Origin of the sequence: Brucella sp. BE17, assembly GCF_039545455.1 — a bacterium.
Taxonomy (GTDB): Bacteria; Pseudomonadota; Alphaproteobacteria; order Rhizobiales; family Rhizobiaceae; genus Brucella.
On record NZ_CP154468.1, the window covers coordinates 1,150,139 to 1,164,990 of the forward strand.

Consider the following 14,852-nt stretch of genomic DNA (forward strand, 5'->3'; position numbering starts at 1 on the left):
CTTGACAGAGAATAATCTTATCGGCCCCGAAGATCACCAACGCATCGCGGAGGCGATCCGTCAGGCGGAAGCCAATACGAGCGGCGAAATTTATGCCGTACTGGCACGTTCCAGCGATGATTACTTCTTTGCCGCCGGTTTCGTTGCAACCTGCGGCGTTCTGATTGCTTCAGTGATGGCAGCGTTTCTGGCACATTGGTTCTGGTTCGATATTCGCCTGGCGATGTTTGGTCTTGCGGTTCTGGCAGCATTCCTCACAGCCATGCTGGTGCTCTGGCTATTTCCGTCTATTCGCCTTCTTCTGGTGCCGCATCGTATTCGCTACAAACGTGCACACCTCAACGCGGTGCAGCAGTTTCTGGCACGCAATGTCCACATAACTGAACATCGCACCGGCATTCTGCTTTTCGTCTCCATGGCCGAGCATTATGCCGAGGTGATCGCCGATGCGGGCATTCATGCGCGCGTCGAACAGGACGAATGGAACGGCATTGTCGCCATGCTGACACACCATGCTTCACGCCAGCAAATCGCAGAAGGGTTCGTACTGGCTATCGCTCAGGCTGGGTCACTGCTGGAAAATCACTTTCCTGCGGGAGCGCATAATCTCAACGAACTTGACGATCATCTGGTCGAACTTTGAAGGCTGATGTGACGTTTACGTAAATCTTATACGACGCACGGATAAGTGCCGCGCAGCATATTAAAAAATGCCAAGCATTGTTCCCTTCGTTTTATAGCAAATTAAATGGATTAAATGTCGAGCTTTTGGCTTTCACCGATTTTTTCGCGGCTTTTCAAAGTTTTGTCATCGTAAGAATTATCCTATCTGCTAGGTTGACGCGCATTGCCATCAAGACAGGGAGTATCCGGCGTGACTGCAAAGCAGGACCGGTCGAGCAAGGTCAAGAATTCCAAGGCAAGCAAGGAGGAACAAAAGGGGGGCGAGCAGAAGGCTTTTTCCGCATTTTCAAAGCTCCTCTTCGAATGGGCGCCGCCCGAAGATCTCGCGGCCTACTCGAGCGAAGCACTCGCTCAATCTGCCCGCCATGGCTATGCCGGACTAGAAGCCTGGCGCAAGGGTAAAAGCATCATCAGCGTCGATACGGATATTGAACGTCATGGCCGCCCGGTCAGTGTCATTTCCATCGTCAACGACAATATGCCGTTTCTGCTAGACTCAATCATGGGCGAGTTGAACGATCACGCCAGCCAGATTTTCATGGTGCTGCATCCGGTTCTCGATATAGAACGCGAAAAGAATGCACTGACCATTCGCGGCGAGGCTTCACGGCTCGCGCCTGCCAAAAACATTGAGCGCGTGAGTCTCGTGCAGATTCACCTGCCAGCCTTGGACAAGCAGGCGGCATCCGAGCTGACTGCAGCGTTAAAGCGCGTATTGCAACAGGTACGCTCCGCCGTCAGCGACTGGAAGCCGATGCTGACGCGCCTCAACGAAGCCATTGCGGATTATAAGCGTGTCCATGAACTGACAGCCCACCCAGCCATGCCGGAGGCAATCGCCTTTCTCGAGTGGCTGCGCGACGACCGCTTCATTTTCCTTGGCATGCGGGAGCTCATTTTCAAGAATTCCGGCAAGAAGCGCGAACTTGTTCCGGCCAAGGAAACGCTTGGAATCCTAAACGACAACAGCGTGCGCGTGTTGCGTAGTGATGACGATGACACCAAGACACCACAAGAGATAACCGAATTTCTCGATAGCGCCGAGCCGTTGCTGGTTACCAAGGCAAATTCACTTTCGCTTGTGCACAGGCGTTCCTATCTCGATTATATCGGTGTCAAGATTTTTGGGGAAAAAGGCGAAGCCATTGGCGAATTGCGCCTCGTCGGTCTGTTTACCTCCGTCGCCTATACAAGTTCGGTTTCTGGCATTCCGTTCATCCGCTCAAAAGCCGATACGGTTATCAAGCATCTTGGTTTCAATCGCGAGGATCACTCGGGCAAGGCTTTGATCAATGTGCTGGAAGAATATCCGCGTGACGAGTTGTTCCAGATCGACACGGAAAGTCTCACCGCCAATGCCGAAATGATCCTTGCACTCGGCGAACGCCCCCGCGTGCGCGCCGTGCCGCGCCTTGACCGGTTTGGTCGTTTTGCAACCGTATTGGTCTACATTCCCCGCGATCGCTACGATTCTGTTGTGCGCGAGAAGATCGGCCGTTACCTCGTCGAAATTTATGGTGGCGACAGCTTCGAGTTCCACCCCGTTTTCCTGCAAAACGGGCTGACGCGCGTTCAATTCGTCATTCGCCGCAATGAGCGCTCAACACCACATATCGATCGCGAAACACTGGAAGCGCAGGTACGCGCCATGGTTCGTACCTGGGAAGACGAAGTGCGGGAAAGCTCGGAAAATGCGGAGGCTAAATCCGTTGCGCTGGCCTCCGGTTTCCCTCCCTCCTATCGCGAAATCTTCACGGCCCCCGAAGCGCTCATTGATGCCGAACGTTTCGCGAGCCTGAATATACAGGCACCGCTTTTCGTCGATTTCTACCGCTACCGCACGGATGGTCCGAACGCAGTTTCGCTCAAGCTTTATCATCACGGCGCACCGGTTGTACTCTCGCAGCGCGTGCCGCTTCTGGAGAATATGGGCTTTCGCGTCGTCAGCGAGCAGACCATCGAACTGCCCGGCATCGGTCAGGACGGCGCGCCAGTTTATCTCCATGACATGCAACTGATAAATGCATATGGCGTACCCGTCGAGCTTTCCGACGAAGGCGAGATGCTCGAAGAAGTCTTCCGCACGGTCTGGGATGGCTTCGCTGACAATGACGGCTACAACGCGCTGGTCCAGACCGCGCGCCTTAACGCACGCCAGATCATGATCCTGCGTTCTTACGGCCGCTATCTGCAACAGGCAGGTATTGCCTATTCGCAGGGGCTGATCGCCGCTGCGCTCAACCACTATCCCGAAATCGCCAATGATCTCTATGCGCTGTTCGAACTTCGTTTCAATCCCGCTTCCAAAAAGCGGGAGAAGGCAGAAGCAAAGCTTGTCGAAGCCATAGAAACCGCGCTTCTCGATGTGCCAAGCATCGATGACGACCAGATATTGCGCCGCTTCCGCAATCTCATCGAGGCGACCTTGCGCACCAACGCCTACGCAGCCGATGACAACGGCAAACCGCGTGTGACCTTTGCCTTCAAGCTCGATCCGCATCTGGTTGACGGCCTGCCCGATCCGCGCCCCTATCGCGAAATCTTCGTCTATGGACCGGAAGTGGAGGGCGTACACCTGCGCTTTGGCTCGGTGGCCCGCGGCGGGTTGCGCTGGTCGGATCGAGCTCAGGATTACCGCACCGAAGTGCTGGGGCTCGTCAAGGCGCAGCAGGTCAAGAATGCGGTCATCGTACCGGTCGGTGCCAAGGGTGGCTTTTATCCCAAACGCTTGCCCACCGGCGGTGATCGCAATGCGGTTTTCGAAGCCGGACGCGATGCCTACAAGACCTTTATATCTACGCTTTTGTCGGTAACCGACAATATTCAGGACAGTCATGTCGTACCGCCTGCCGATGTGGTACGCCATGATGATGACGACCCCTATTTCGTGGTCGCTGCCGACAAGGGCACGGCTACCTTTTCCGATACGGCTAACGGCATCAGCCAGGACCATGATTTCTGGCTCGACGATGCCTTTGCTTCAGGCGGCTCAGCCGGCTACGATCACAAGGGAATGGGAATTACCGCCCGCGGCGCATGGGAAGCCGTGAAGCGTCATTTCCGTGAATTCGACACCGACATTCAAAGCGAACCCTTCACTGTGGTAGGTGTCGGTGACATGTCGGGTGACGTGTTCGGCAACGGCATGCTTTTGTCCGAACAGATCAGGCTGGTTGCTGCCTTCGACCATCGCGACATATTCATTGATCCCGATCCTGTACCGGCAGATGGCTTTGTCGAGCGCAAGCGCCTGTTCGACCTGCCGCGCTCAAGCTGGCAGGATTATGATCAGGCGAAACTTTCAGCAGGCGGCGGCATCTATAGCCGCAGCCAGAAAACCATTACGCTTTCAGCCGAAGCAGCCCGTGTCATTGGACTTGCCAAGACCACGGCTTCGCCGCAGGAAATCATGATGGCGATTCTGAAAGCGCCGGTCGATCTTTTGTGGTTTGGTGGCATCGGCACCTATATCCGCTCTTCGGCTGAAACCGACGCACAGGTCGGCGACCGCGCCAATGATGCCATCCGCATTACCGGTGCCGAAGTACGCGCGCGGGTAATCGGCGAAGGTGCCAATCTTGGCATGACCCAGCGCGGGCGTATCGAATATGCGCTTACCGGTGGGCGCAGCAATACCGATGCCATCGACAATTCGGCAGGCGTCAATTGCTCCGACGTCGAGGTCAACATCAAGGTCGCGCTTGCCGCAGCCATGCGCTCGGGCAAGCTGAAACGTGCCGCCCGCAACAAGCTTCTGGTTAGCATGACGGATGACGTGTCAGAGCTGGTGCTGCGCAACAATTATCTGCAGCCCTTGGCGCTTTCCTTAAGCGAGCGTCAGGGACTGACGGAACTGCCCTATCAGGCGCGCTTCATGGCGGAACTTGAAAACCGCAAGCTTCTTGACCGCAAAGTTGAATATCTTCCCTCTGACCTCGTCTTGACCGAGCGCCAGAAGGCGGGCCAGCCGCTGACCCGGCCGGAACTCGCAGTCTTGCTCGCCTATGCCAAACTATCGCTATCGGATGACTTGCTGGCAAGCAGGCTGCCGGACGAACCATATTTGCAGTCGCTGCTGTTCGGCTATTTCCCCAATCGCATGGCAAAAACCTATGCGCAGGAGATTACAGGCCATCGCCTGAAGCGCGAAATCATCGCCACGCTGCTTGCAAATGACGTTGTCAACCGCGGTGGCATCACCTTTATCAGCCGCCTTGCCGATACGACCGGCAAGGCTCCTGCCGATATCGTGCGTGCTTATGTGGCGGTGCGCGACGGCTTCGAGATCGATGCGATCTACCGTGCCATCGACGCGCTCGATAACAGGGTTTTTGGCGATGTGCAGAACCAGTTCTATCATCTGGTCGGTGAAATGCTGCAATCAACCACCGCCTGGGTTCTACGCAACGATACGACACGAGCGGACCTGACGGAGCTGGTACGGACTATCACCAATGCGCGTGCCGAGCTGGAACCGCATCTTGGCGAATTGCTGCCGGTTCAGCTTATTCAGTCCGTACAGGCGGACAAGGCAGCCTTTATCGAGAAGGGTGCTCCGGCACCGCTTGCGCGACAGCTTGCCAATCTGCAACTGGCCGGCGTCATGCCTGATATCGCGCTGATAGCACATCTGGCCTCGGCAAATCTGGTGGCAACTGCGAGAACCTATTTCGGTGTGTCGGAAGCTTTCCGCATCGGACGCATCGAAGAGGCAGCTCGGAGTATCCCCGTCACCGATTATTATGATGGTCTGGCGCTATCACGGGCAAACGACACGATCACACAGGCCGCGCGTGGCATCACGATTGCCGCCCTCAAGCGGTTTGCCAAGGAAAGCGATCCATCAGCCGCATGGCTTGTGGCCGACGGCGCGCGCATCCAGCAGGTCAGAAGCCGCATGGTGGCACTCACAGAAGGTGGTGATCTGACCGTCTCACGGCTTTCGGTTGCGGCTGGACTGATGTCGGACCTGGCCCAGTAAGCTTTTTAAAATCGAAAACGAAAGGGGCAGCTTGATGCTGCCCTTTCGTTTCTTGAGATGTGCAAAGACGCTCTATAGACTTGATGATCGCGACGAGGAGAACCGATTGAGCCTTTCCACCACAAAAGAGCCCCGGGGCGCCACAAAGCGCGGAATATGGGGTTGGATGCTTTTCGACTGGGCGGCACAGCCATTTTTCACCGTCGTCACGACTTTTATTTTCGGACCTTATTTCATTTCCCGCATGGCGGATAATCCGGAAGCCGGTCAAGCTGCGTGGGGATATGGCATTGCCGCAGCCGGTTTCGTGATCGCTATTTTGTCCCCTTTCCTGGGCGCAGTTTCAGACCGAACCGGAGCGCGTAAACCCTGGATTGCCACTTTCGCAGTACTGAAGATAACGGGCCTGCTGGCGCTCTGGCTGGCCGTACCCGGCGCGAGCCTTTTCTGGGTTCTGTTCGCCTTCACAATCGCCACGGTTGCCGCAGAATTTTCCATTGTTTTCAACGATTCAATGATGCCGCGCCTTGTCCGCCCCGGAGATATCGGCAAGGTCTCAAACATCGCCTGGGGTCTAGGCTATCTCGGTGGCATGATCGTGCTCGTTTTCGTAGTGGTTTTTCTTGCCGCATCGCCGGAAACGGGCAAGACTATCATCGGCAGAGAACCGCTCTTCGGCCTTGATCCGCTGACTGGCGAAGATGCACGCATCACCGGCCCCCTTGCCGCCCTGTGGTATCTCATTTTCGTTTTGCCGATGTTTTTCTTCACTCCGGATGCAGCACGCAGCGATCCCTTGCGCACAGCGCTGCGCTCCGGTCTTTCCGAACTCAAAGCCACCTTGGGCGATGTGAAACAAAGAGCGGGAATCCTGCGGTTTCTGATCGCCCGCATGATCTATCAGGATGGGATCAATGCGCTTCTGGCGCTGGGCGCGGGCTATGCCGCCGCTATGTTCAACTGGTCAATCACCGAAATCGGTCTGTTCGGTATCATTCTCAACGTCATGGCAATCTTCAGCTGTATCGCGGCAAGTTTCATCGATACACGGTTTGGCTCAAAGGCGGTCGTCATGGCAGCGCTTGTACTTCTGCTGCTGGCGTCGCTCGGCATTGTATCAACCGGCCGGGAGTACACTTTTTTTGGACTCATTCCGCTTGAAGGCGTTGAAACCGAAGGTTTGTTCTCAACCCCTGCCGAACATGCTTATCTGATTTATGGTCTTATGATCGGTGCGGCCTTCGGGCCGGTGCAAGCTTCGTCGCGCTCGTGGCTTGCGCGCAGCGTCACACCGCAGGAATCCGGGCGCTATTTCGGCATTTACGCCCTATCGGGTCGCGCGACCAGTTTTCTTGCGCCCTTTCTGATCGCAACAATCACCACATTGAGCGGATCAGCAGCGCTCGGCATGGCGGTTCTGCCGATCTTCTTTCTGGCCGGAGCCTTGCTTGCCCTTGTCACACCCTATCCGGCTAAGGAACACATTTCGATATAAAGGCAGCAGCCTTTTCATGGTTGCTGCCGTTCGCACGACACCTACATCATATCCGCTGCCTTGGCGCAGGCAATGGCCAGCAACCCGCCGACGATAGGGGCCGCCACGGGCACCCAGGCATAAGACCAATCCGAGCTACCCTTGCCGGGAATGGGCAGAAGTGCATGGGCGATACGCGGTCCCAGATCACGTGCGGGATTGATGGCATATCCGGTGGGTCCGCCAAGCGAAACACCAAGCGCCCAGACGAGCAGCCCAACCATCAAAGGTCCGAGTACACCGACCGCCCCGACCGCTTTCGTGCCAATGGCAATCACCACAAACACAAGCACGAAAGTTCCGATGACTTCCGTTATGAAATTGGCAGGGATGTTACGGATTGCCGGACCGGTGCAAAAGACACCAAGTTTTAGCCCCTTGTCTTCAGTCGGCTTCCAGTGCGGCAGATATGCGAGATAGACAAGCACCGCGCCGGCAAAAGCGCCGAGCATCTGCACCCCGATAAAGGGTACGACCTGGCTTGCAGGAAAGCTGCCCGCCGCGAAGAAAGCCAGTGTCACCGCCGGATTGAGATGTCCGGGAGCGCCCGCCGCCACTGCGACAAGAACACCGCACAGAACCGCAAAACCCCATCCTGCAGTAATGACGATCCAGCCCGAGTTCTGACCCTTGGATTTTGCCAGAAGCACATTGGCGACGACCCCATCACCCAAGAGGATCAGGATCATCGTACCGAGAAATTCACCAATCAAACCGCTGTTCATTGTGTCCTCCAGAAAAAGAGCGCAAAGCATCGCCCTCGGCTGACCTGTCATTAGCCGCCGGTTCAAAAAGATTGTCCTGAAATATCCGGCCCCGCCGAGCGGGGCTGGAACTCAAATAGGCTTAGCCTTGTTCGACCCAGCCGAGGGATCTCTGGACAGCCTTTTCCCATGAGCGGAACAGGCTGGTACGCTCTTTTTCCGGCATCCGGGGATGCCACCGGTGCCCGACCTGCCAGTTCTCAACCATGTCGGCGGTCGATTTCCAGTAGCCGACGGCAAGACCCGCGGCATAGGCAGCGCCGAGTGCAGTCGTCTCGATGATCTTGGGACGTACCACCGGTACGTTCAAGATATCGGACTGAAACTGCATCATCAGTTCATTGACTGTCATGCCGCCATCAGCGCGTAGTTCAGTGATTTTAACGCCGGAGTCCTTTACCATGGCGTCCAGCACTTCACGTACCTGATAGCAGCTTGCCTCAAGGGCCGCGCGGGCGATATGCCCCTTATTTGCAAAGCGGGTGAGACCTGCAATCACGCCGCGCGCAGAATCTTCCCAATGCGGCGCATAAAGGCCCGAAAAGGCCGGCACAAAATAGACATCACCATTATCATCCACAGTACGGGCAAGGGTTTCGATATCGCCACTGGTTTTTATAATGCCCAGATTGTCGCGTAGCCATTGCACCAGCGCGCCGGTGATGGCGATAGACCCCTCCAGCGCATAAACCGGCTTTGAATCACCCAACTGATAGGCGAGTGTGGTGAGGAGACCATAAGAGGACGGAACCAGTTTCTCGCCGGTACTCATCAACATGAAACAGCCGGTGCCGTAGGTGTTCTTGGCTTCGCCTGGCTCAAGACACGCCTGTCCGAAAAGTGCTGCCTGTTGATCGCCGAGAATGCCGGCAAGCTTCACGCCTCCGAGCGAGGGAATGACAACCTCGCCATAGACTTCACTGGACGAGCGGATTTCCGGAAGACATGCGGCCGGTATCTCGAAAAGACGGAGAATTTCCTCGTCCCATCGCAGTGTGGCAAGATCAATCAATTGAGTGCGCGAGGCATTGGTGACATCGGTGATGTGAATGCCGCCTTTTGGTCCGCCGGTGAGGTTCCAGACCAGCCATGAATCAATCGTGCCGAACAACGCATCGCCGGCTTCAGCCTTTTCACGCGCGCCGGGAACATGATCGAGTAGCCAGCGTAGCTTCAAGCCGGAAAAATAAGTCGAGATCGGCAGACCTGTCTTGTCGCGCAGACGATCCGCGCCGCCGTCTTTGGCATAACGCGCGACCAGTTGGTCTGTACGCGTATCCATCCAGACAAGCGCGTTATGGAGCGGAGCGCCAGTCTTACGGTCCCACAGCAGCGTGGTCTCGCGCTGGTTGGTGATGCCGACGGAAGCGATATCCGAGGCCTTCAATTTCGCCTTTTTAAGTGTTTCAGCAATGACAAGCTGGGTATTGCGCCATATTTCCGTGGGATTGTGCTCGACCCAACCCGCCTTGGGATAAATCTGCTCATGCTCACGCTGCTCCATGGCGATGATATCGCCCTGCTTGTCAAAAATGATGAAACGGGAACTCGTAGTTCCCTGATCGATGGAACCTATATATTGCGTCATCTGCAATTCTCCTCCCTGATCGGTTACTCCGCCATCCAGCGTAGCAGGCGGGTGACTTTAACGGAGCACCCAAAACCTCGACGTCACTCTTACCATTCACGCTCACACGCAAAACGAGTGCATACGAAATAATATGAATTATAAACGAAAGCAATATCGATTCTTTTACATTCGCTATAGCTAATAATGATAATACTAAGCCGACGAAAAGAAAATAATTTTCGTTCTCGAAAATCTTCGAGTGAAAAATTAAACCTGCATCTTACAAAAAAGCCCCGGAACCTGAGGTTCCGGGGCTTTGCACTTAATCAACGCTCTTTAAAACGAAATCATTCAATGCCGGAAATGGCGCATGCCGGTCATTACCATGGCGATGCCATGCTCGTCGGCAGCCGCGATCACTTCTTCGTCACGCATGGACCCGCCCGGCTGGATAACCGCCGTCGCACCCGCCTGAACGGCGGAAAGCAGACCATCCGCAAACGGGAAGAAGGCGTCAGACGCCACCACGCAGCCCTTTGTCAACGGTTCGGTCAGTCCTGCGGCTTCTGCTGCATCTTCCGCCTTGCGCGCAGCAATACGCGCGGAATCCACGCGGCTCATCTGACCTGCGCCAATGCCGACCGTTGCCCCATCCTTCACATAGACGATAGCGTTGGATTTGACGTGCTTGGCGATGCGGAAGGCGAATTTCATATCGTTGAGTTCGGCATCACTCGGTTTCCGCTTGGTCACGACTTTCAGATCGAGATCGTCCACGACACCATTGTCGCGCGACTGCACCAGCACACCGCCCGCAACCGTTTTAGCTGCAATGCCCTTGGCACGCGGATCGGGCAGACCTCCGGTCACCAGCAAGCGCAGGTTCTTCTTGGCCGCTACGATCGCCTGTGCGCCTTCTGTGGCGTCGGGTGCAATGATGACTTCCGTGAAAATCTTGACGATTTCCTCGGCTGCTTCCTCATCAAGCGTCTTGTTGAGCGCGACAATGCCGCCAAAGGCTGAAACCGGATCGCAGGCCAGCGCCTTGAGGTAGGCGTCCTTGATGGAGGCGCCTTCGGCAACACCGCATGGATTGGCGTGCTTGATGATCGCAACGGCTGCGGTACGCGCCGGATCGAACTCGGCCACCAGTTCAAAGGCCGCATCGGTATCATTGATATTGTTATAGGAAAGCTGCTTGCCCTGAAGCTGGGTTGCGGTTGCAACACCGGGACGCTTTTCGCCGCTGAGATAAAAACCAGCCGTCTGATGCGGGTTTTCGCCATAACGCATGACAGAATGCAACTTGCCCGCAACTGAACGCCAGATCGGGGTTTCTTCCTCAATTGCCTCGGCAAACCAGTTGGAAATGGCAGTATCGTAAGCAGAAGTTCGCGAAAAAGCCTTGGCGGCGAGCTTTTTGCGGAAGGAAAGCGGCAGGGAGCCTGCATGTTTTTCAAGCTCAGTGACCACTTCCGCATAATCAGCCGGATCGACAACCGTTGCCACATAGGCGTGGTTTTTGGCCGATGCACGGATCATCGCCGGACCGCCAATGTCGATATTTTCGACGGTGGTGTCGTAATCGCCGCGCTTAAAGCGCACATCCTCGAAAGGGTAGAGATTGATGACCGCCAGATCGATGCCAGCAATGCCATGTTCTTCCATCGCAGCGACATGTTCGGGGTCGTTGCGTACGGCAAGCAATCCGCCATGCACGGATGGATGCAGTGTCTTTACGCGCCCGTCCATGATTTCGGGAAAGCCAGTGACTTCTGAAACGTCGCGCACCGGAATGCCTTCGGCTGCAATCGACTTGGCGGTGCCGCCGGTCGACAGTATTTCGACGCCATGCGCATGAAGCGCCTTGGCGAAATCGATCAGACCGGTCTTGTCGGAAACCGAAAGGAGGGCGCGGCGCACCCGATGAAGATCGGGAGCGGGAATATGCTTTGAGCTGACTGCCATAGGATATGGTCTCTTCGTTGCTGAAGCTTTTGCTTACAGGAAAGGGGACAGCGTCGCCCTAACACAGCAGCAAAAAGAATCCTATCGAAAAGACCATGAAATCCCAAGGTTCATATAATCCCGTTGTGAAAGCGGGACTATTTCATTGTCGGTATGACGAACTCAGCCCCATCTTTTACACCGGACGGCCAGCGCGAGGTGACGGTCTTGGTCTTGGTATAGAAGCGGAAGGCATCGGGGCCATGCTGGTTGAGATCGCCAAAGCCGGACGCTTTCCAGCCGCCGAACGTATAATAAGCGATTGGCACCGGGATCGGTACATTGATGCCGACCATGCCGACCTGTACGCGATTGGCAAAGTCACGTGCCGCATCGCCATCGCGGGTGAAAATGGAAACGCCATTGCCATATTCATGATCATTGGGCAGGGCCAGCGCTTCCTCATAATTTTTGGCGCGCACGACGGAAAGCACAGGCCCGAAAATTTCTTCTTTATAGATGCGCATATCGGGCGTGACATGATCGAACAGACAACCGCCCATGTAAAAGCCGTTCTCATAGCCCTGCATTTTGAAATCACGGCCATCGACAACGAGCTTTGCGCCTTCCTTGACGCCAAGGTCGACATAGCCACGCACGCGATCAACGGCTGCCTGCGTCACCAGCGGTCCATAATCGGCACTGTTATCGGTCGAGGTGCCGATCTTGAGCGCTTCCACTCGCGGGATCAGCTTTTCCATGAGACGGTTGGCAGTATCCTCACCAACCGGAACGGCCACCGAAATAGCCATGCAGCGTTCACCCGCCGAACCGTAACCGGCACCAATAAGCGCATCCACCGTCTGGTCCATATCCGCATCCGGCATGATAAGAAGATGGTTCTTTGCACCGCCAAAGCATTGTACGCGCTTGCCGTTCGAGCAGCCGCGACCGTAGATATATTGCGCAATCGGCGTCGAGCCGACAAAGCCGATGGCCTGAATATCGGGATCGTCCAGCAGCGCATCGACCGCTTCCTTGTCACCATTGACGACATTGAAAATGCCTGCCGGAAGTCCGGCTTCAAGGAACAGTTCGGCCAGACGCATCGGCACACCCGGATCGCGCTCGGACGGCTTTAAAACAAACGCATTGCCGCAGGCGATGGCCGGACCGGCCTTCCAGAGCGGAATCATCGCCGGGAAGTTGAAGGGGGTAATGCCAGCAACCACACCAAGCGGCTGGCGCATGGAATAGGTGTCGATGCCTGGGCCGGCGTTGTCGGAATATTCGCCCTTCATCATGTGCGGCGCACCAAGGCACACTTCAACCACTTCCAACCCGCGCTGGATATCGCCCTTGGCGTCAGCAATGGTCTTGCCGTGCTCGCGAGCCAGTAATTCAGCAAGGCTGTCATATTCAGCTTCGACCAGCTCAAGAAAGCGGCGCAACACTCGCACCCGGCGCTGCGGATTGGTTGCCGCCCATGCGGGCTGTGCCACTTTGGCGTTTTCAACGGCGGCACGCACCTCTTCCTTCGAAGCCAGCGCAACTGTTGCCTGAACGCTGCCGTCCAGCGGCTGAAAAACGTCTGTCGCGCGTCCGCTTTTGCCTGCCACATGCTTGCCGCCGATGAAATGTCCGATCGTGCGCATCCCAAAACCTCCGTTATGATCCGTCGGGCCATCTTGGCTTTGCAAAAACATGATTGCAAGGCCTTCAAAAGCGTATCCGTTGTGCATTTTTTATAGTAATCATGCCAGTCATGAACTGGGATGATATTCGCATATTTCTGGCTGTAGCCCGCGCAGGACAAATACTGGGCGCGGCCAAAAGGCTGGACCTCAATCATACCACCGTTGCAAGGCGCCTGACGGCACTTGAAACATCGCTTTCGACAACATTGCTCACGCGCCGCACCAATGGCTCGAGTTTGACGCAGGCGGGTGAAGAATTTCTGCTTGCAGCCGAGCGTATGGAAGCGGAAATGCTGGCCGCACGCGCACAGGTCGGTGACGCGGATATCGCCATATCCGGCACGGTGCGTATTGGTGCGCCCGATGGTTTTGGCGTGCGCTTTCTGGCCCCGCGTCTGGCGCAACTGGCCAGACAATATCCCGACCTAACGATACAACTGGTGCCGGTTCCACGCTCCTTTTCGTTGTCGCGACGCGAGGCCGATATCGCCATTACAGTAGAGCGTCCTGAGCAGGGGCGGCTCATCGCCCGCAGACTTGTGGATTATACGCTTGGGCTTTTTGCGCATAAGGATTATCTGGCAGAATATGGTGTGCCGGAGACTGTGGATGCACTGTCGAAACATCGTCTGATCGGTTATGTCGACGATCTGGTGATTACGCCTTCGCTCGCCTATGCCCTGGAAATCAGTCGCGACTGGAAACCGGGTTTTGAGGTATCAAGTGCGCTTGGTCAGACCGAAGCGGTACGAGCGGGCGGCGGTATTGGCATTTTACATGCCTTCATCGCCCGCGCCGATCCCGATCTGGTCGCAGTTCTTCCAGAGCGGTCGATAAAGCGCTCCTACTGGCTTTCCTATCATGAAACAGCGCGCACCTTGCGCCGGGTAACGGCTGTGGCCGCACTGATTTCAGAACTGGTCGAAAAGGAAAAATCCCTTTTCAGTTGATCATTTCAACCGCATATAAATGATCATGACCAGAACAATCATGATGATCGGCACGAACAGCGCATCAAGCCCGATGAAATAATGGCCGAAGCCGCCTAATACCGCACCCATCATGAGGGACAACCAGACAGCCATATGCTGTAGCCAGCGCCATCGCGGTGTTTCACCGCGCAATGAACAGGCAAAATCCGCAGCCGCATTAAACAGAGTTCCTGTCACATAAGTAACGCCCAAACGCGCAGCCCCAATGGGTTGCACGGCAGCGTTCTGTGCGCCCATGGCGGCGGCAAGCAGCAGCACCGGCTGAACGATCAGCGCGCCATCGCGCCGCAACAGGCTTACAAACAGCAGGATCGCCACCACGCTTGCCATGACGTAGAGACTGCCCCAGCGGCCATAGGTACGGACCGTCAGGGTGCCAAAAAATGCGCCGCCGAAGAACAGCACGATGAGGGCTGCGGGAAACCAGATCAACACGTCGCCTTGCGGACCGGGTTGACCGGCAATGGCGGCCCCAAGCTGCGTGGTGTTGCCACTCATGAAGGACGCGTAAAAGCCGCCCAGCTGCAGAAAGGCGATAGCATCGACAAAGCCAGCCGCTGCGGTAAGCGCAAGACCAAGGGTCAGTTTGGAATTCGGGGTCATGTCAAGAATCTTACGAAAACAACCCGACCTTGTGCAGCCGGGTTAATTCAGGAGTGACGCACAGCTCAATGGGGGTGAGG

The 14,852-nt window shown here is 55.9% G+C and carries 9 protein-coding genes; 4 read left to right on the plus strand and 5 right to left on the minus strand.

From position 1 onward, the window contains the following. Position 1: 1 nt before the first annotated feature. The 3 genes from AAIB41_RS16580 (at position 2) to AAIB41_RS16590 (ending at position 7,160) form a co-directional block, all read left to right on the plus strand. Positions 2–643, plus strand: a complete 642-nt coding sequence (locus AAIB41_RS16580) for a TPM domain-containing protein (protein WP_343315109.1) — start codon at positions 2–4, stop codon at positions 641–643. A 231-nt stretch (positions 644–874) separates the two neighbouring features. After that, entirely contained in the window at positions 875–5,665 is a 4,791-nt protein-coding gene (locus AAIB41_RS16585) for an NAD-glutamate dehydrogenase (RefSeq protein WP_343315110.1), read from the plus strand. A 166-nt stretch (positions 5,666–5,831) separates the two neighbouring features. After that, positions 5,832–7,160, plus strand: coding sequence for an MFS transporter (locus AAIB41_RS16590; RefSeq protein ID WP_343316109.1), 1,329 nt, complete (start codon positions 5,832–5,834; stop codon positions 7,158–7,160). A 41-nt stretch (positions 7,161–7,201) separates the two neighbouring features. Here the strand turns inward: AAIB41_RS16590 and AAIB41_RS16595 are convergent, their stop codons facing one another. The 4 genes from AAIB41_RS16595 to AAIB41_RS16610 all read right to left on the minus strand — a co-directional run bounded on the left by AAIB41_RS16595 (position 7,202) and on the right by AAIB41_RS16610 (position 13,135). Continuing rightward, a complete protein-coding gene (locus tag AAIB41_RS16595) occupies positions 7,202–7,924 on the minus strand; it encodes an MIP/aquaporin family protein (RefSeq protein ID WP_343315111.1) in 723 nt (240 codons plus the stop codon). Between the two features lie 121 nt (positions 7,925–8,045). Beyond that, positions 8,046–9,551: a glycerol kinase GlpK gene (gene glpK / locus AAIB41_RS16600; protein WP_343315112.1), complete on the minus strand. Its 1,506-nt coding sequence runs from the start codon at positions 9,549–9,551 to the stop codon at positions 8,046–8,048. 333 nt (positions 9,552–9,884) lie between these two features. Beyond that, the gene (gene purH, locus AAIB41_RS16605) at positions 9,885–11,501 is read right to left on the minus strand and encodes a bifunctional phosphoribosylaminoimidazolecarboxamide formyltransferase/IMP cyclohydrolase (RefSeq protein WP_343315113.1); all 1,617 of its coding nucleotides are present in this window, start codon (positions 11,499–11,501) and stop codon (positions 9,885–9,887) included. Positions 11,502–11,638: 137 nt separating this feature from the next. Then, on the minus strand, positions 11,639–13,135 hold the full coding sequence (locus AAIB41_RS16610; RefSeq protein ID WP_343315114.1) for a CoA-acylating methylmalonate-semialdehyde dehydrogenase: 1,497 nt from the start codon (positions 13,133–13,135) through the stop codon (positions 11,639–11,641). A 110-nt stretch (positions 13,136–13,245) separates the two neighbouring features. On the opposite strand from AAIB41_RS16610, the gene AAIB41_RS16615 reads away from it, so the two are divergent. Further along, a complete protein-coding gene (locus tag AAIB41_RS16615) occupies positions 13,246–14,127 on the plus strand; it encodes a LysR family transcriptional regulator (protein WP_343315115.1) in 882 nt (293 codons plus the stop codon). Here AAIB41_RS16615 and AAIB41_RS16620 read toward each other — a convergent pair whose 3' ends face one another. After that, the gene (locus AAIB41_RS16620; protein ID WP_343315116.1) at positions 14,128–14,772 is read right to left on the minus strand and encodes a YoaK family protein; all 645 of its coding nucleotides are present in this window, start codon (positions 14,770–14,772) and stop codon (positions 14,128–14,130) included. It lies immediately after the preceding gene. Positions 14,773–14,852 lie beyond the last annotated feature (80 nt).